Origin of the sequence: Pseudoalteromonas sp. PS1M3, assembly GCF_016865405.1 — a bacterium.
In the GTDB taxonomy this organism is placed as follows: Bacteria; Pseudomonadota; Gammaproteobacteria; order Enterobacterales; family Alteromonadaceae; genus Pseudoalteromonas; species Pseudoalteromonas marina.
Genome location: NZ_AP022624.1, coordinates 1,095,078 through 1,112,252, shown reverse-complemented (window position 1 = coordinate 1,112,252; position 17,175 = coordinate 1,095,078). Strand labels below are relative to the sequence as shown.

The following is a 17,175-nucleotide window of genomic DNA, read 5'->3' as shown; positions in this document are numbered from 1 at the left end:
GAGACTGAACTATGTGGTATTTTGCTTGGATTTTAGGTGTACTTTTAGCCTGTACCTTAGGGGTAATAAATGTAATGTGGTACGAATTTCATCAAAATAAAAACAGCATTGCTGATGATGAACAACCGATGCATGATTTATTGAACGAGGCTAACTCGACCAACAATGACGACTAACCCCCGACCAAATCGCGCGCAGCAACAAACACTGCGCGCTTTTTTAAAAACACAAAGTAAACCCGCCTCATTATGGTTAAAGCTCAGTATTGCACTGGGTACTTTTAACGCTATTTTAATGATTGCCGGAGCATATTTACTCGCTCAGGCTATTCATAACGTAATGTTTGAAGGTAGTAGCTTAAGTGAAGTCACTCACTTGCTGTGGCCATTAGCAGGTATTGTTTTGCTTCGCGCTATTTTTTTAGCGCTAAGTGAAAGGCTAAGTGCTTTTGCTGCCCTTAAAATAAAGTCGGCTATGCGCCAAACACTGTTAACTAAATTAAGCTTGCTGGGCCCTAGTTATATTGAGCAACACGGTCAAGGTGCAACTTTAAATACATTACACAATGGTGTAGAAGAACTTCACGACTATTACGCTAAATACCTGCCTGGTGTTGCTTACAGTGCTCTTATTCCACTAGCAATCTTGGTTGTTATTTTTCCGACCGATTATAAAGCGGGATTAATATTTTTATTAACGGCTCCGCTTATTCCTTTTTTTATGATTTTAGTTGGATCAAAAGCAGAAGCGTTAAATCAAAAGCGTTGGCAACAACTTGCTGTTCTTGGCAATTACTTTTTTGACAGAGTACAGGGGTTAACCCAGTTAAAACTATTTAATGCCACGCAAACCGAATTAAAACAAATAGCTAAAATTTCTGATGACTTTAGACATACTACGCTAGGCGTGTTAAAAATTGCGTTTTTATCGTCTTTTGCCTTAGAATTTTTAGCCACAATCAGTGTGGCTTTAGTGGCTGTAATTATTGGTTTTAGGCTTTTTTTTGGCACACTTGATTTTTCTACTGGCTTTGTTGTGCTGCTTTTAGCTCCCGAGTTTTATTTACCGCTTCGTCAATTAGGAAGCCATTATCATGCTCGCTTGCAAGGTATTAGCGCCGCTGCTGACATGGTGACTATTTTAAATGCCCCCTTACCCTATCAAGATACTGAACTAGTTAACAATACAACCGAATACACCACGTCTGATACTATTGATTCAATAAACATTAAAAATTTAACCTACATTTACCCTGACAGTAACGAAGGCATACACAATGTCACCTTAAGCCTACCAAAAAAAGGCTTGGTGGCAGTTGTGGGTAACAGTGGCTCAGGGAAAAGTACTTTATTTGATTGCCTGCTGGGTTTTCACCCCCAAGTAATACCTTGTATTTATATTAACGGATTGCCATTAGCAGCAAACGATATTACCCAACTACAGAATCAAGTTGCGTGGATACCACAAAACCCAACACTATTTTTCGATAGCATTGGCGCTAATATAAAATTAGCCAAACCAGACGCATCACAGCAAGAGCTAGAGCAAGCAGCGCAACAAGCAGGCGCCCTTGAGTTTATAAATACCCTACCCTCTGGGTTTGATACGTTAATAGGAGAGCAAGGTGAAGGACTCTCTGGAGGGCAAAAGCAACGTATTGCACTTGCTCGGGCATTTTTAAAAAACGCCCCTATATTAATGCTTGATGAGCCAACAGCGCACCTTGATAGCCAAACAGAGCAACACATTGAACACGCCATTAATATGTACGCTAAAAACAATTTAGTACTGGTAATCGCACACAGATTAAACACTGTAAAACACGCCGACAATATTATTGTAATGGACCAGGGTAAGGTCACTGAGCAAGGTAGCTTTGAAAAACTAAGCACTCAACATGGCGTGTTTTATAATTTGCTAAATGCCGCTAAGCAAGGAGGTTCCGATGAGTAACTTTATTAGATTGATAAAGCTCTGCCGCCCTCATTATAAAGCCATGCTACTGGGTACGCTGTTAGCAACAATTACGGTGCTTGCGAACGTTGGCCTACTGGCTATTTCAGGCTGGTTTTTAGCATCTATGGCAGCTGCAGGTATTGCTGGCGTGCAAATGAACTATTTTACACCCGCTGGCACAATACGTTTTTTAGCTATCGTAAGAACGGCTTCTCGTTATGCTGAGCGCTTAGTTACTCATAATGCGACTTTTTTATTGTTGAGTGAAATTCGCGTAAATATGTTTGCAACACTCAGTAAGCTCAACAATGTTGATTTAGCCATGAGCCGCAGCGCTGATTTACTGAATCGACTACAGAACGATGTTGACGCACTCGATAAATTTTATTTGAACGTGCTAATGCCCATGATGGTTGCTTTGTTAAGCGTGCCAATCATTTTGCTTTTCATGTCTGCTTATAATGCAAATGTAGCACTCATTTGCTTTATGGGAATTTTATTAATTGGCGTTGTCATACCTGCGCTTTTAAGTGCTTCACTTACAAAAAATAGTCACAAAGAAACACACCTTAGTGCACAGTTACGGGCCGAATTATCAGATACCTTAACAGGCCTCAGAGAGCTTAGTATTTATCAAGCCCGTACTGAGCAGTTAAATAAATGCGATAGATTAAACGAGCAGTACAATGAACAATTATTTGTTCGTCATAAGGCGTTAGCAAATGCAGATGGACTGACTCTACTAGTAGTACAAATGGCCATGTTAGCTAGCATAGTGACGATAGCCCCATTGGTTTATACTAATTCCATGGTTAACGTAGAACTTGCCATGTTAACGCTTTTTGTATTAGCAAGCTTTGAAAGCGTATTACTACTGCCCAATGCATTTATAGAGCTGCCTAATGTACTAAAAGCCGCAGAGCGGTTATTTACCCTCCAAGATAAAGCATCTGATCAGAGCAATAATTGTAGCGCTTTAATTGATACTCAGTTTGATAAAAATAATATTGCGCTAACGCTTAATAACATTAGCTATAAATACGATGAGCATAACGCATTAAATAATGTCAGTTTTATGCTTAAATCGCGGCAAAAAGTAGCCATTGTAGGTCGAAGCGGGAGCGGTAAAACCACCTTAGTTAATTTGCTAACCGGTTTATGGCCACTTCAGCAAGGTAGTATTAAATTGGGTGACCATAATAACGCGCAAGACCTTCACTCACTTAGCAGTGACAGCCGAGCAAACGTTATAAATATATTAGCGCAGCAACATCATATTTTTGATGGTACATTAAGTGAAAACTTGCGTTATGCAAAGCCAAGCGCTACAAAAGAAGAAATGCTTGAAGCCATTAACCTTGCACAGCTAGAGCCTTGGTTTAATGAGCTACAAGAGGGCTTAAAAACACGTTTAGGCACAGGCGGCAGAAGCGTATCCCAAGGACAATCAAGGCGTATAGCGATTGCGCAGGCTTTATTACAAAACCCCGCTATTTTAGTACTTGATGAACCCACTGAAGGGCTAGATAACCAATCTAAGCAAACCGTAATGAACGCCATTATGCACGTAATGAGTGACGCAAGCGTACTTACAATTACCCACGACCCTGCTCTTCTAGCGCAAATGGATAACATTATTTGGCTAGAAAATGGCAAACTTGTAGCGCAAGGTAGCCACAAAGAGCTTAGCGAAAAACATCAGGAGTATGTGTCGCTAACCACCCGTTTTTAACACGCTGATTGAGACATCAATAACGCCGACTTTAGGGTCGGCTATTTTTTTAAACATACCTAACGATAAATCAATAACCCGCCCTCTAACGTACGGGCCCCTATCGTTTATTCTTACGATTACCGATTTATTGTTAGCTAAATTAGTGACCTTTACCTTAGTACCAAAATCAAACTCTAAATGTGCAGCAGTGGCAGCGTTTTGATTAAAGGTTTCACCATTTGCCGTTGTGCGGCCATGGTATTTATTAGCGTAATAAGAGGCTTTCCCTAACTGAGTACGCTCTCCATTAGCTGTGGTAACGACAGGTTGACTACTACACGCAGCCAAGATAGACAAAAAACTGAGGGGTAAAATTAACTTCGTAAGAGACATAGCTGTGCTTTAAATATAGTAAATTTTCGCAAAGGTTAACCTTGCCTCGCTGAGTGCATACTGAATTAAAATATTTTAAAGGCAATAAAAAACCACCGTCGATTTCTCTAAGGTGGTTTATTTAAAAACAAAAAGTGCTTATCTTACGATCCCGCGCTCAGAGCTTTTAACAAAATCTATCATAGTTTGTACTGCAGGGTATTTAGCCGCATCTTCACTTAGTGATTCAATTGCTTCATCTACACCTAAACTCTTACGATAAAACGCTTTATACGCTCGGCGAACAGCCATTATTTCATCGCTTTCAAAGCCTCGGCGTTTCATACCTTCTTTATTGATTGCAGCAGGACCTGCTGGCATACCAATTGTGGTCACAAATGGTGGAACATCTTTGTTAACGCCAGAGTACATGCCAATAAACGCATGTGCCCCTATTTTACAAAACTGATGAACCCCAGAATTACCACCTAAAATAACCCAATCAGCAACATGAACATGGCCTGCAACACTGGCATTATTGGCAAAAATTACGTTATCGCCTATCACTGCGTCATGTGCCACGTGGGTATAAGCCATAAATAAGTTATTGCTACCAATTTTTGTTACGCCTTGGTCTTGAATAGTACCACGGTGAATGGTTGCACACTCACGGATAACATTATTGTCACCAATGATTAATGTAGTGGGTTCGTTGTTGTATTTTTTGTCTTGGCAAGCTTCACCGACAGACGCAAATTGAAAAATATGATTTCCAGAACCAATGGTAGACGGTCCTTTAACAACAACGTGAGATTCAATAATACAGTTATCACCGATAACAACATCATTGCCTATATAACTATATGGACCAACTGAGACATTGTTGCCTAGTTTAGCGCCAGGTTCGATTATTGCTGTAGAATGGATCACTATTAAAACTCTCTTCTCGCACACATAATTTCGGCACTACATACTACTTTGCCGTCAACTTTAGCTTCAGCAGCAAACTTCCATATATTGCGGCGCTCTTTTAAAAACTCTACATGCAAATGCAATGTATCACCAGGCACAACCGGTTGCTTAAAACGAGCGTTGTCTACTGCTGCAAATAAGTAAAGCTCGTCTTCGCTGCGATTTTCAACTGTTTTAAAACCAAGAAGACCTGTAGCTTGTGCCATAGCTTCTAATATTAGCACACCAGGAAAAATAGGCTGGTTTGGAAAATGGCCAGTAAAAATAGGCTCGTTTATAGATACATTTTTAATGGCATGCAATGTCTTACCCGGAGTAAAATCAATAACACGATCTATTAAAAGCATCGGGTAACGGTGTGGTAATAAAGCTAAGATTTCTTGAATATCAAGGCTATTTAATTCGTTTGCCAAAATAGCATCCTTTTATGTGTTCAACGTTTATGACTTAGCCAGTGCTTCAAGCGCTTTCAAACGAGACTTCATGTCTGATAGATTACGCAAGTGAGCAATTGATTTACGCCATTCTTTGTTAGTTGTATGGGGCATACCTGATGAATAAATACCGGGTTCGGTGATTGATTTTGTCACCATGCTCATACCCGTAATTATAACACCATCACATACTGACATGTGACCATTAATTGCAGTCATACCACCAATTTGGCAGTTTTTACCTATGGTAACACTACCTGCAAGAACAGAGCAGCCAGCAATTGCTGTGCCCGAGTTAACTTCAACGTTGTGTGCTATTTGACATTGATTATCAATAATCACATTGCTATGAATAATCGTATTATCAAGTGCACCACGGTCAATTGTAGTGCTGGCGCCTATTTCTACTTTATCGCCTATGATCACAGAGCCTAGCTGAGGAATTTTAAGCCACTGCCCACGCTCATTTGCATAACCGAACCCATCGCTACCAACAACACTATTTGCCTGGAACAAACAATCCGATCCAATTTCAACGTCATGGTAAATAGTCACACTAGGCCAAAGCTTTGTCCCAGCACCTATTTTAACACGTTCTCCGATAAAACTGTTCGGACCAATTTGCGCGTTATCACCAACAACTGCACCAGCCTCTATAACAGCATTAGCGCCTATAGCAGCACTTTTACTTATATTTGCACTAGGGTGAATTGTTGCACTTGGATGAATACCCAAAGAGGCAGAACGTGGTGTTGTATCCATAAATTGCGCAAGCTTTGCGTAACTGACATACGGATTTGAAACAATCACTTTATTACCATTAAAATGCGCTGCATCTGCTTGGTTAACGATAACAGCACTGGCTTGAGTGGCTTCAAGTTGAACACGATATTTTGAGTTCGCTAAAAATGCAATATGCCCAGTACGGGCATTTGCAAGTGTCGCTATTTTTGTTATTTCTAAAGCGCCATCACCCTGAAGTTCGGCGCCTAGAAGTTCCGCAATTTGCGAAAGCGTATAATTTTGCATAGAGTGATTATTTCTTGCTAACAGCTGTTACTACTTTAGATGAAAGGTCTGTTACTTCTTTAGGGTTGAAGTAAATTGTAGTGTCTTTTACTTTAACTTCATCAAAGTCACCGTCTTTAGCAATCTCTTCAATTGTTTTAATAATTAAGCCCTGAACTTTTGCAAGCTCTTGGTTTTGGCGAGCTTTGATTTCTTGCTCTAAAGGACGACCTACTTCAGCAAGGTTTTTTTGCATACCTTGAATTTTATCACGTAGTGCATCTTTTTGAGCTTGGCTCATCGTTGTGCTCTCACGCTTAAACTTCTCAGCTTCAAAGCGAATATCACCTTGTAACTTTTCAAGCTCTTGGCGACGCTCAGCAAATTCGCTTTGTAGTGACTGCTCAATTTTAGCCATTTGAGGAATTTGCTTGTAGATTTCTTGCATATCTACAACACCTACTTTGTGCGCAAGAGCGCTAGCAGAAGTACCCATCATTAACGTTGCTAAAACAGCCACTGCCGTTGATTTAAATAATTTAGTCATAAAAAACTCCTTTAGAAAGTGTTACTAATATTAAAACTGATGGTCTTCGTATCGTCATCTTCTTCTTTTTGCAATGGATACGCAAAACTAATCAGCATTGGACCCATTGGAGAGATCCACTGTAATGATAAACCGGTCGATACTCTAAAACGCATAGGATCTGAATAATCATCCAGCTTATTGCGTTGGTCTACGAGTAAGTTTTGATAACGGTCTACGCTAAACTCGGTGTCCCATACGTTCGCAGCATCAACAAAAAAGCTGGTACGCACTGAACTTGTGTTTTCTTCATCCAAAAACGGTGTAGGAACGATTAACTCCATACCTGCCACCGCTTTGGCGTTACCACCAATTCGACCTTGTGGTATTAACTGGTCAAACTCCGACGCACTATTGATAGGACCTGAGGTAGAACCATCTGGGTTTAGTGTCCCAGGAATCGTCGTTGCAATACGTGACACAGCTTGTGGCAATATTGTATTACGGTCAAAGCCACGTAGTTCCATTTCCGTAATACGGAAGAACTCTTGGAATGGAAGCGTTTGATCGTATCCATTTGTTGACCCATAACCATTACCATAACCAAGCGCCGCACGAGCCGAGAAAACCCAGCGATGGTCGTTAGATATTGGCCAATAAAAGCGTGAATCGTAATTAAGCTTGAAGAAAGTTAAATCTGAGTTCGGTGTAGTTCCCGTTAAATTTAACGTTTGGCGTGAACCCGCTGTCGGGAATAAACCACGGTTAACCGTTATACGTGACCAACCAACACTTAATTCATATTTGGTAAAGTCAAAGCCTGCATCAGGGTGTTCAGGGTCAAAAAATGTCTCACGTAATACACGCGTTTGCTCGTACTCGGCAATATCTGACAGCTCTTCTTTTATCCAACGAACACCAAAATTAACCCGGTTGATTGCATCAATTGGAAAACCAATATTTGTACCTAAACCATAACTTTTTGATTTGTAATCTACAAGACTAAACTTACTTGCGTCGTAGTTTCGGTAAAAAATACTGCTGCCTTGTGAAACACCATCTGGTGTAAAATAAGGGTCGGTATACGATAAACTGACACTTTCAGAGCCAGTAGAAGTATTTAAATTTAAACCAATTTGGTTACCTGTACCTAAGAAGTTAGATTCAGTCACACCAATATTAAACTGTAGACCTAGGTATGAACCATAAGCAAGGCCCGCATTAAAGCTACCGGCTGATTGTTCTTTTACTGTGAAATCTACGTCAACTTGATCGTCTACACCTGGCACGGGGACTACATTAAAATCAACAGTTTCCATGTACGGTAAACGTTGAATTTGTAGCTTTGAACGCTCGAGGTTTTGGTTTGATAACCATGCACCTTCTAGCTGCGTCATTTCACGGCGCAATACTTCGTCAGCGGTGTTTTGGTTACCACCAACAATTATACGACGAACATAAACACGCTTACCTGGGTTAACAGATAAAGTTAACTGAACTTCTTGCTTTTCGTCATCAATTTCTGGAATTGTGCGCACTTCAGCATTTGCATAACCAAAACGTGCTAAATAACTTTTAATAAACTCTTCTGAAGATGTTACAACAGAACCATTGTAAAGCTCACCAGCTCTGAGTGGGATAACACTTTTAATTAAATCTTCACGACCGAGTAAGTCACCAATAAAATCAAAGCCTTTAACCTTGTATTTAACGCCTTCGGTGAGGTTGGCCGTAACATATACAGACTCACGCTCTGGACTTACCGATACCTGCGTCGAATCAATATTAAAACGTAAGTAACCACGGTCTAAATAAAAGCTGCGGATTTTTTCTAAATCACCTTCAATGGTTTGTTTTTGGTAGCGGTCGCTACCCATAAATTGCCACCAAGGTAAATCTTGCTGAGACTCAGCAAGTTTTAATAATTCTTCGTTAGAAAAAAGCTCGTTACCCACTAAGTTAATTTGGCGGATAGACGCGGCATCACCTTCATCAAACTCCAGTTTAAGTTTTACGCGGTTACGTGGCAATTTAGTAACGCTGATATCAACCGTTGCATTGTATTTACCAATACTATGGAAAAACTCTACTAAGCCTTTTTCAATATTATCAATTACGGTTTTATCTAATGGTTCGCCTTGGCGAATATCTTGTTGATCAAGCGACTCGTTAAGTTGCTCATCTTTGATATCTTTATTGCCTTCAAACTCAATAAAGCTAATTGTTGGGCGCTCTGTTACTTTAAAAATAACGTTGTTGCCATCACGTAATGCTTTGATGTTGTCGAAGTGACCAGAACGATAAAGTGACTTTATTGTTTTTGAAATAGTGTAGTCATCTACATTATCGCCTACGTTAATAGGAATATGAGTCAATGCAGCACCAAGTGCTACGCGTTGTAAGCCTTCAACTTTCAAGTCTTCAACAATAAAGGAAGTTTGGCCTAGGGCGGCAAAGCTTGCACCCAATAAACTTGAAACTGCCAAATGTTTTTTTATAGCCATTTTATTATCTTTATCCTTTACAACTGTATTACCGCTTAACACCTAAAATACGGGTGCGTTACAATCGTGTTCTAATTAGTAAATGTTGCGCTGTAATTACAAACGCGATACATCATTGAACAAAGCGAAACATGTTAGAAAAATGAGTAGCAACGCTCCCACTTTAAAACCAAATTCTTGTGTCTTTTCAGAGACCGGCTTTTTACGAAAAAGTTCAATTATGTAATACATTAAGTGTCCACCATCAAGCACTGGCAGAGGTAATAAATTAAATACGCCCAAGTTAACGCTTATCAGGGCTAAAAAGCTTAAAAAAGCAACTAAACCATAGCTTACGCTAGTCCCTGCTCCCACTGCAATACCAACAGGACCACTTAAGTTTTTAACCGAAACCTGACCCGTAATTAAATTACCAATCATGTCAAAACTCAGCGTAATCAACCGCCAGGTTTCTTTTGTACCACGAACAATACTATCTAGCGGTCCGAAACTTCGGGATTGTACATACCCCTCTGGCCATTGCTGAACAACAGGTGCTACACCTAAAAAACCTTGTTCTATACCATTGTTGCCAACACGCCCTTGTGGGGTCACTGTTATGCTTTTTATACTATCTTGTCTTTTTACACTAAATTGTAAAGATTTGTTAGCCGATTGCGTAATTACATTAACTAATTGCGGCCAATTGCTTATAGTTTCACCGTTTACAGCCAAAATAGTATCGTTAACTTGCAAATTTGCTTGTTCCGCTGCCGAATTTTTAGTCACCGCTGCAACCGTTAATGTGGCTTGTGGCCTAAAGGGGACAATACCCAAAGAGGTTAGTGGAGGAACATCTTGTTGGTCGAGCTTCCAACCATCAATATTGAGAGTTTTGACTCGTGTTTGTAAGTTTTCATCGCGAACTGTAATCTCTACGCGCTCTTCACCTAATCGCGACATAAAAGCAAACGTCGCGTCTTGCCACGTGGTTATATTATCATCACCAATTTTAATAATGTGTTGGCTTGGCATCAGCCCGGCTTGCTCTGCTCGGCTCCCTTCAGTAATGCTGCCTACGACTGGTTTTACCGATTGCACACCCACCATGTACATCACCGCTAACGCAAAAATAGCAAACAAAAAATTTGCCATAGGCCCAGCTGCAACAATGGCAATACGTGCTTGTACTGACTTTGAGTTAAACGATAAATGTCGCTCATTTGGTGGAACATCGTCCACACGCTCATCAAGCATTTTGACATATCCACCTAGTGGAATAGCTGCTATGACATATTCTGTATTGTATTTATCGTGCCATTTAATTAAGGGCTTACCAAAACCAATAGAAAAGCGTAACACCTTAACACCCGCCTTTCGTGCTACCCAAAAATGGCCATACTCATGCACAGTAACTAAAATGCCTAATGCCAAAATAAATGAGCCAAGATTCCAAATAAAATCAAACATACTAATGAGCCACTTTATTTATGAACTGAGTTGCGCTGAGACGTGCAAGCTCATCGCATTGCAATATTTCATCTAAACTCTGTACGTTGGTGTATTGAGCCGACTCTAAGGTTTGTGCATTAATTTTATAAATATCTGTAAAACCAATTTTACCTTTTAAAAATGCAGCAACAGCTATCTCATTTGCAGCATTAACGGTCGTTGTTGCCCCCTGCCCCACCGAACATGCATCAATAGCAAGTTGCAAATTAGGGTACCGGGTAAAATCAGGTTTGGTGAACGAAAAATCACAAATATCAGAAAAATTAAGCGATTTAACACCTGCGTCAATTCGTTTTGGGAACGCTAATGCATGGGCAATAGGCGTACGCATATCAGGATTACCCATTTGCGCTAAAATTGAGCCATCATGATACTGAACCATTGAGTGAATAATGCTTTGAGGGTGAATAACAACGTCAATATCATCGCTATTACAGTTAAATAACCACTTAGCTTCAATAAACTCAAGGCCTTTGTTCATCATAGTTGCGGAGTCTACTGAGATTTTTTGACCCATAGACCAATTAGGATGAGCTACCGCTTCACTGACGGTCACATCTTTTAAGGTACTTATATCACGCGTTAAAAATGGACCGCCTGAACCGGTAAGTAAGATTTTACTGACACCATTATCTTGCAGGTTTTTATCGCTTTGAGCATTTTGTAGTGAGTGAGGTAGACACTGAAAAATAGCGTTATGTTCACTGTCGATTGGCAGTAACGTTGCTTTGTGCTTTTTAACTTTATCAATGAACAATTGGCCCGACATAACCAGCGATTCTTTATTCGCAAGCAACACTTTTTTACCTGCTTCAACCGCACTGAGTGTAGGTAACAAGCCTGCGGCTCCAACAATGGCAGACATAACTATATCTACATCAGGGTGCGCACATAAATCACTCATTGCCTGTTGTGAATGCATAATCAGAGTTTGGCACGCTGTACCCTTTAAGTGCAATGACAGTTTCTCTGCTGCACTTTGTGTTGCCATGACAGCATAAAGGGGTGAATGCTTAATACAAAGCTCAGCCATTTTTTTTGCATTTTGACCCGCTGTTAAAGCAAACACATCAAACAAATCACTGTTTTTTGCTACAACATCAAGTGTACTTAAACCAATTGACCCCGTAGCACCTAAAATAACTAGCTGCTGCTTATGACTCATAAACTTAAAGTCCATGCATAACACATTACAAACATAGGCGCGGCTGCTGTTAAGCTGTCAATGCGATCTAAAATACCGCCATGCCCAGGTAAGCATTTGCCACTGTCTTTAAGGCCTGCTTCACGTTTAAACATACTTTCAAGTAAATCGCCAATTGCCGAAAATAGCGCTATAAATGCCGTCATAATGGCGTAAATCGGCCATACGGCTAAATCCACGTCGGTAAAATGACAAAACGCCATAACAAATAATACTGATGCAACAATACCACCGGCAAGGCCTTCAATTGTTTTATTTGGACTTACTTTTGGCATAAGCTTGTGTTTACCAAAACTTTTACCTGTAAAATACGCACCAATATCAGCGCTCCATACAATACCTAATACAACCAAAATCAGCATAGAGCCAAAGTGAGTAGATTCAAGGTATTGCGCACTACGAAGCGTATTGAGCGCAAGCCATAACGGCACTAAAGTCAGAAGCCCTGCAATGCCACGCATTACTAGCCCTTCATTCCACGCTTTTGCCATGGCTGGATAACGCCATACTAAGTAACTAGCAACAATCCACCATGCAAACGCCAAAGTAAATAAATAATTAGCATCGCCCACTAGCTGACCATTTTGCCAAAGCGACTCTATCGGCCAGTGTAAATTGAGCACAGCGAGTAAAGCTGCAACAAGCACAACAAAGGCGCCTCGTTTTATTTTGTCACATAGCCCCATAAAAGCTGACCACTCCCAAGCGCCCATTAAAACGATGGCGGCGGCAAAGTAACTAAATAACGTCAATGGTGTATAAAAAACCAAGGCGAGCGCTGCGGGTGCTAACACTAGCGAGGTTAAAATGCGTTGTTTTAACAAAATTGTGACCCTTAATCTATTTAGGTTTGAGCGAGTAATTGTTTTATTTGTTCGCCCGTACAACCAAATCGTCGCTCTCTGGCAACGTAACATGCAATGGCCTCAGCAAATGCTGCTTCATTAAAATCAGGCCAAAGTGTTTCGGTAAAGTAAAGTTCTGCGTAAGCTGCTTGCCATAGTAAAAAGTTACTAATGCGAACATCGCCCCCCGTTCGAATAAGTAAATCGGGTTCAGGTTGATCGGCCATGCTCATATGCTGCGCAATACGCTCTTCAGTAATATCTTGTGCGTCTATGTCACCGCTTGCAACTTGCATTGCGAGTTGTTTAGCCGCGTTTGCCATATCCCAACGGCCACCATAATTGGCAGCCACATTTAAACACAACCCTGTGTTATTTTCTGTCAGTTGCTGCGCACTATGTACTTTGTTTTGCAACCCTTCAGAAAACCGAGATAGGTCTCCAATGATGGTTAGTTTTACATTGTTTTTGTGAAGCTTTTTAACCTCTTTTGTTAATACAAACAAAAAAAGCTCCATTAACGTATTTACTTCGTCTTCAGGGCGGCGCCAGTTTTCACTGCTAAATGCAAATAAGGTTAACGATTGTACGCCTAATTTAGTACAAAACTGAACAGATTGACGAACAGCGTCCACGCCTTTTTTGTGCCCATACACACGAGGCCTATTTCTAGCTTGCGCCCAACGCCCGTTCCCGTCCATGATGATAGCAACATGCTTAGGTAAACATTGTTGTGAAATTGTATCAGCGTTTAAAGCCATAAATATCGAGTATTCCATAAAAAAACGCCGCCTAGTATAACCCAGACGGCGTTTCAAAACTAATATATTTGTATACACTAGCTCAGCTTATTTAGCTGTTTAGATTTCCATCAACTCAGCTTCTTTCGCTGTTAATTGAGTATCCATTTCTTTGATAAATTTATCTGTTAACTTTTGGATTGCATCTTCGCCTTGGCGCGCTTCGTCCTCAGAGATATCTTTATCTTTTAATAGTGCTTTAATATCACCATTAGCATCACGGCGAATATTACGAACAGCAACACGGCCGCCTTCAACTTCGCCACGTACAATTTTAATTAAATCTTTACGGCGCTCTTCTGTAAGTGGAGGAAGTGGCACACGAATAACTGTACCAGCCGACATAGGGTTTAAACCTAAGTCAGACGCCATAATCGCTTTTTCAACGGCTTGTGCTAATGACTTATCAAAAACACCAATGGCAAGCGTACGTGAATCTTCAATAGTTACATTTGCAACTTGATTTAACGGTGTAGGAGCACCGTAGTAAGACACCATAATGCCATCTAAAATTGCAGGGTGAGCACGGCCAGTACGAATTTTAGAAAGTTGGCTACCTAGTGCTGTTACACTCTTTTGCATGCGCGCTTGCGCATCTTTTTGAATATCGTTAATCACGGTTCAATCCTAATTATTTGATTACTTCATCTGAGGCTTGTGAAGAGATAAGTGTTCCTTCTTCTTCACCCATAATTACGCGTTTTAACGCGCCTGATTTATTCATGTTAAATACGCTTAATGGCATATTGTGATCGCGGGCTAAAGTAAATGCCGCTAAATCCATAACTTTTAATTCTTTATCAATAATTTCATTGTAGCTTAAGTGACGGTAAAGTGTCGCTTCTGGGTTTTTCACAGGATCGTCACTGAATACGCCATCAACCTTTGTTGCTTTAATTACTGTATCAGCTTCAATCTCAATACCACGTAGACACGCAGCAGAATCTGTAGTGAAAAACGGGTTACCCGTACCCGCTGCAAAAATAACAACGCGGCCAGTTTTTAATAAGCTTATTGCTTCAGCCCAGTTGTATGCATCACATACACCATTAAGTGGAATAGCAGACATTAATCGACAGTTTACAAAAGCACGATGCAGCGCATCACGCATTGCAAGGCCATTCATTACCGTTGCAAGCATACCCATGTGATCGCCTACTACACGGTTCATACCCGCTTCAGCTAATGACCCACCGCGTAAAAAATTACCGCCGCCAATAACTAAACCCACTTCTACGTCGAGCTCTACTAACTCTTTAATTTCTTGTGCCATACGGTCTAAAACTTTAGGGTCGATGCCGAAGCCTTCGTCTCCCATTAAAGCTTCACCACTTAATTTGAGAAGAACACGTCTAAAAATAGGTTTGCGATTGATAGTCATAGTTTTGGGGCCAACTTTTATTGAATTATGGATAAAAAATAACCGCGCTTATGTTAAACATAAAAGCGCGGTTATTTTAAAGAATTTCTAAGCGTGAAGCAAAAGCAAATAGTACTTTAATTGCATCTAATTTCCTTGTCCTTCACAGTTAGTCAATCTTACTCACCTTTAGCAGCAGCAATTTGAGCAGCAACTTCAGCAGCAAAATCTTCTTCTTTTTTCTCGATACCTTCACCAACTTCTACACGTACGAAGCCAGTAACTGTTGCGTTTTTCTCTTTAAGAACATCGCCAACAGATTTTTTAGGTTCCATGATGAATGCTTGACCAGTAAGAGAAACCTCACCAGTAAACTTCTTCATGCGACCAACAACCATTTTTTCAGCGATTTCAGCAGGCTTGCCTTCGTTCATCGCGATATCGATTTGAACTTGCTTCTCTTTTTCTACAACATCTGCAGGAACATCAGCAGGTGTTAAGTACTCAGGGCTTGAAGCAGCAACGTGCATTGCAACGTGCTTAAGTGTTTCTTCATCAGCAACACCAGCAACAACAACACCAATACGCTCACCGTGACGGTACTCAACTAGGTTTTCACCAGCGATGTACTGTAGACGACGTACGTTGATGTTTTCACCAATTTTAGTTACTAGCTCAACACGGTCTTCTTCAAACTTAGCTTGTAAGTCTTCGATAGAAATTGTTTCAGCGATTGCAGCGTCAGCAACTTTGTTAGCAAATGCTAAGAAGCTTACATCTTTTGCAACGAAGTCTGTTTGACAGTTAACTTCAACAAGTACCGCAACACCTGCATTTTGCTTGATGATGATAGTACCTTCAGCAGCAATGTTACCTGCTTTTTTAGCAGCCTTTGCAGCACCGCTCTTACGCATGTTTTCAATCGCTAACTCGATGTCACCATCAGTCTCAGTTAACGCTTTTTTACAATCCATCATGCCAGCGCCTGTACGCTCGCGTAATTCTTTAACTAGGGCAGTAGTTACAGCCATTAGTAAATCCTCAAATCTGAAATCTGGTTTAGATAAGCGGGTTACCCGCTCTACAAGAATAGCAAGTCTTCATCCTATTAAGATGAAGACTTGATGACAGCTAATTACTCAGCTTCAACGAAATCGTCATTCTCAGCTTGAGCAACGATGTTATTCTCGCGACCTTCAGTGATAGCAGCTGCAACAGCGCTAGTGTAAAGGGTTACAGCACGGATAGCATCATCGTTACCAGGAACGATGAAATCAACGCCGTCTGGATTAGAGTTAGTATCTACGATTGCAACAACAGGAATACCTAGGTTGTTAGCTTCACGGATAGCAATGTGCTCGTGGTCAGCATCGATAACAAAGATCGCGTCTGGAAGACCGCCCATGTTTTTGATACCACCAAGGCTCTTTTCAAGCTTTTCCATTTCGCGGTTAAGCATTAACGTTTCTTTCTTAGTTAATTTCTCGAAAGTACCGTCTTGGCTTTGGATTTCAAGGTCTTTAAGACGCTTGATTGATTGACGTACTGTTTTCCAGTTAGTCAACATGCCACCTAACCAGCGGTGGTTAACGTAAAACTGATCGCTTGCGATAGCAGCTTCTTTAACTGCGTCGCTTGCTGCGCGCTTAGTACCAACGAAAAGAACTTTACCTTTGTTTGCAGCAGCGCCACTTAAAAACTTAAGTGCGTTGTTGAACATTGGTACAGTTTGCTCAAGGTTGATGATATGTACACGGTTACGAGTGCCGAAGATGAAAGGCTTCATCTTAGGGTTCCAGTAACGTGCTTGGTGACCAAAGTGAACACCAGCTTGAAGCATGTCGCGCATTGAAACGTTTGCCATTTTATAGATCCTCTATAGTTGTTTAGGGTTAGGCCTCCACATATCCCATAGCACCAACACCGAAGTATTTAAACTTCTAATGCACCCAAGTGTATGTGACGATACGTGTGTGTGTTAAAATCAAA

Annotated in this window: 17 protein-coding genes; 3 read left to right on the top strand and 14 right to left on the bottom strand. The window is 40.7% G+C overall.

Annotation, left to right across the window (positions count from 1 at the left end; genetic code table 11):
• Positions 1-11 precede the first annotated feature (11 nt).
• The 3 genes from cydX to cydC are packed head-to-tail and all read left to right on the top strand — an operon-like array spanning position 12 to position 3,688.
• Positions 12-176, top strand: a complete 165-nt coding sequence (cydX, locus tag PS1M3_RS05115) for a cytochrome bd-I oxidase subunit CydX (protein ID WP_006793620.1) — start codon at positions 12-14, stop codon at positions 174-176.
• The gene (gene cydD / locus PS1M3_RS05110; RefSeq protein ID WP_203986582.1) at positions 166-1,953 is read left to right on the top strand and encodes a thiol reductant ABC exporter subunit CydD; all 1,788 of its coding nucleotides are present in this window, start codon (positions 166-168) and stop codon (positions 1,951-1,953) included. Before cydX ends, cydD begins: the two co-directional genes overlap by 11 nt.
• On the top strand, positions 1,946-3,688 hold the full coding sequence (cydC, locus tag PS1M3_RS05105; protein WP_203986579.1) for a thiol reductant ABC exporter subunit CydC: 1,743 nt from the start codon (positions 1,946-1,948) through the stop codon (positions 3,686-3,688). The genes cydD and cydC overlap by 8 nt, the downstream gene beginning before the upstream one ends.
• On the opposite strand, the gene PS1M3_RS05100 is transcribed toward cydC, so the two are convergent.
• The 14 genes from PS1M3_RS05100 to rpsB form a co-directional block, all read right to left on the bottom strand.
• Positions 3,671-4,063, bottom strand: coding sequence for a septal ring lytic transglycosylase RlpA family protein (locus tag PS1M3_RS05100; RefSeq protein WP_006793623.1), 393 nt, complete (start codon positions 4,061-4,063; stop codon positions 3,671-3,673). The two genes, cydC and PS1M3_RS05100, sit on opposite strands and share 18 nt — an antisense overlap.
• A gap of 138 nt (positions 4,064-4,201) precedes the next feature.
• Positions 4,202-4,972 carry an acyl-ACP--UDP-N-acetylglucosamine O-acyltransferase gene (gene lpxA, locus PS1M3_RS05095; RefSeq protein WP_008126674.1) on the bottom strand — a complete coding sequence of 257 codons (771 nt, stop codon included), beginning with the start codon at positions 4,970-4,972 and terminating at the stop codon, positions 4,202-4,204.
• 2 nt (positions 4,973-4,974) lie between these two features.
• Positions 4,975-5,427 (bottom strand): 3-hydroxyacyl-ACP dehydratase FabZ, encoded by a 453-nt coding sequence (gene fabZ / locus PS1M3_RS05090; protein ID WP_006793625.1) that lies wholly within the window; start codon positions 5,425-5,427, stop codon positions 4,975-4,977.
• A 27-nt stretch (positions 5,428-5,454) separates the two neighbouring features.
• The gene (lpxD, locus tag PS1M3_RS05085) at positions 5,455-6,477 is read right to left on the bottom strand and encodes a UDP-3-O-(3-hydroxymyristoyl)glucosamine N-acyltransferase (protein WP_006793626.1); all 1,023 of its coding nucleotides are present in this window, start codon (positions 6,475-6,477) and stop codon (positions 5,455-5,457) included.
• Between the two features lie 7 nt (positions 6,478-6,484).
• Entirely contained in the window at positions 6,485-7,003 is a 519-nt protein-coding gene (locus PS1M3_RS05080; RefSeq protein ID WP_006793627.1) for an OmpH family outer membrane protein, read from the bottom strand.
• Between the two features lie 11 nt (positions 7,004-7,014).
• Positions 7,015-9,486 (bottom strand): outer membrane protein assembly factor BamA, encoded by a 2,472-nt coding sequence (bamA, locus tag PS1M3_RS05075; protein ID WP_008126671.1) that lies wholly within the window; start codon positions 9,484-9,486, stop codon positions 7,015-7,017.
• A 96-nt stretch (positions 9,487-9,582) separates the two neighbouring features.
• The gene (gene rseP / locus PS1M3_RS05070; protein WP_203986576.1) at positions 9,583-10,935 is read right to left on the bottom strand and encodes a sigma E protease regulator RseP; all 1,353 of its coding nucleotides are present in this window, start codon (positions 10,933-10,935) and stop codon (positions 9,583-9,585) included.
• A gap of 1 nt (position 10,936) precedes the next feature.
• Complete coding sequence (gene ispC / locus PS1M3_RS05065) at positions 10,937-12,142, bottom strand: 1-deoxy-D-xylulose-5-phosphate reductoisomerase (RefSeq protein ID WP_203987276.1); 1,206 nt, start codon at positions 12,140-12,142, stop codon at positions 10,937-10,939.
• Complete coding sequence (locus PS1M3_RS05060; RefSeq protein WP_006793631.1) at positions 12,139-13,005, bottom strand: phosphatidate cytidylyltransferase; 867 nt, start codon at positions 13,003-13,005, stop codon at positions 12,139-12,141. Before PS1M3_RS05060 ends, ispC begins: the two co-directional genes overlap by 4 nt.
• Positions 13,006-13,025: 20 nt before the next feature.
• Positions 13,026-13,805 carry an isoprenyl transferase gene (locus PS1M3_RS05055; RefSeq protein ID WP_008126663.1) on the bottom strand — a complete coding sequence of 260 codons (780 nt, stop codon included), beginning with the start codon at positions 13,803-13,805 and terminating at the stop codon, positions 13,026-13,028.
• Between the two features lie 81 nt (positions 13,806-13,886).
• Positions 13,887-14,408: a ribosome recycling factor gene (gene frr / locus PS1M3_RS05050; protein ID WP_282447153.1), complete on the bottom strand. Its 522-nt coding sequence runs from the start codon at positions 14,406-14,408 to the stop codon at positions 13,887-13,889.
• Between the two features lie 49 nt (positions 14,409-14,457).
• Entirely contained in the window at positions 14,458-15,207 is a 750-nt protein-coding gene (gene pyrH, locus PS1M3_RS05045) for a UMP kinase (RefSeq protein ID WP_006793634.1), read from the bottom strand.
• Positions 15,208-15,365: 158 nt separating this feature from the next.
• The gene (tsf, locus tag PS1M3_RS05040; protein WP_006793635.1) at positions 15,366-16,217 is read right to left on the bottom strand and encodes a translation elongation factor Ts; all 852 of its coding nucleotides are present in this window, start codon (positions 16,215-16,217) and stop codon (positions 15,366-15,368) included.
• A gap of 104 nt (positions 16,218-16,321) precedes the next feature.
• Positions 16,322-17,050, bottom strand: a complete 729-nt coding sequence (gene rpsB, locus PS1M3_RS05035) for a 30S ribosomal protein S2 (RefSeq protein WP_006793636.1) — start codon at positions 17,048-17,050, stop codon at positions 16,322-16,324.
• Between the last annotated feature and the right edge of the window lie 125 nt (positions 17,051-17,175).

What these genes read in the sequence shown, in the direction of transcription:
- cydC (WP_203986579.1), top strand. Translation starts at nt 1,946, where the DNA reads ATGAGTAACTTTATTAGATTGATAAAGCTCTGCCGCCCTCATTATAAA.
- frr (WP_282447153.1), bottom strand. Translation starts at nt 14,408, where the DNA reads ATGCAAAAGAGTGTAACAGCACTAGGTAGCCAACTTTCTAAAATTCGT.
- bamA (WP_008126671.1), bottom strand. Translation starts at nt 9,486, where the DNA reads ATGGCTATAAAAAAACATTTGGCAGTTTCAAGTTTATTGGGTGCAAGC.
- cydX (WP_006793620.1), top strand. Translation starts at nt 12, where the DNA reads ATGTGGTATTTTGCTTGGATTTTAGGTGTACTTTTAGCCTGTACCTTA.
- PS1M3_RS05100 (WP_006793623.1), bottom strand. Translation starts at nt 4,063, where the DNA reads ATGTCTCTTACGAAGTTAATTTTACCCCTCAGTTTTTTGTCTATCTTG.
- cydD (WP_203986582.1), top strand. Translation starts at nt 166, where the DNA reads ATGACGACTAACCCCCGACCAAATCGCGCGCAGCAACAAACACTGCGC.
- lpxD (WP_006793626.1), bottom strand. Translation starts at nt 6,477, where the DNA reads ATGCAAAATTATACGCTTTCGCAAATTGCGGAACTTCTAGGCGCCGAA.
- rpsB (WP_006793636.1), bottom strand. Translation starts at nt 17,050, where the DNA reads ATGGCAAACGTTTCAATGCGCGACATGCTTCAAGCTGGTGTTCACTTT.
- PS1M3_RS05080 (WP_006793627.1), bottom strand. Translation starts at nt 7,003, where the DNA reads ATGACTAAATTATTTAAATCAACGGCAGTGGCTGTTTTAGCAACGTTA.
- PS1M3_RS05055 (WP_008126663.1), bottom strand. Translation starts at nt 13,805, where the DNA reads ATGGAATACTCGATATTTATGGCTTTAAACGCTGATACAATTTCACAA.
- tsf (WP_006793635.1), bottom strand. Translation starts at nt 16,217, where the DNA reads ATGGCTGTAACTACTGCCCTAGTTAAAGAATTACGCGAGCGTACAGGC.
- pyrH (WP_006793634.1), bottom strand. Translation starts at nt 15,207, where the DNA reads ATGACTATCAATCGCAAACCTATTTTTAGACGTGTTCTTCTCAAATTA.
- rseP (WP_203986576.1), bottom strand. Translation starts at nt 10,935, where the DNA reads ATGTTTGATTTTATTTGGAATCTTGGCTCATTTATTTTGGCATTAGGC.
- ispC (WP_203987276.1), bottom strand. Translation starts at nt 12,142, where the DNA reads ATGAGTCATAAGCAGCAGCTAGTTATTTTAGGTGCTACGGGGTCAATT.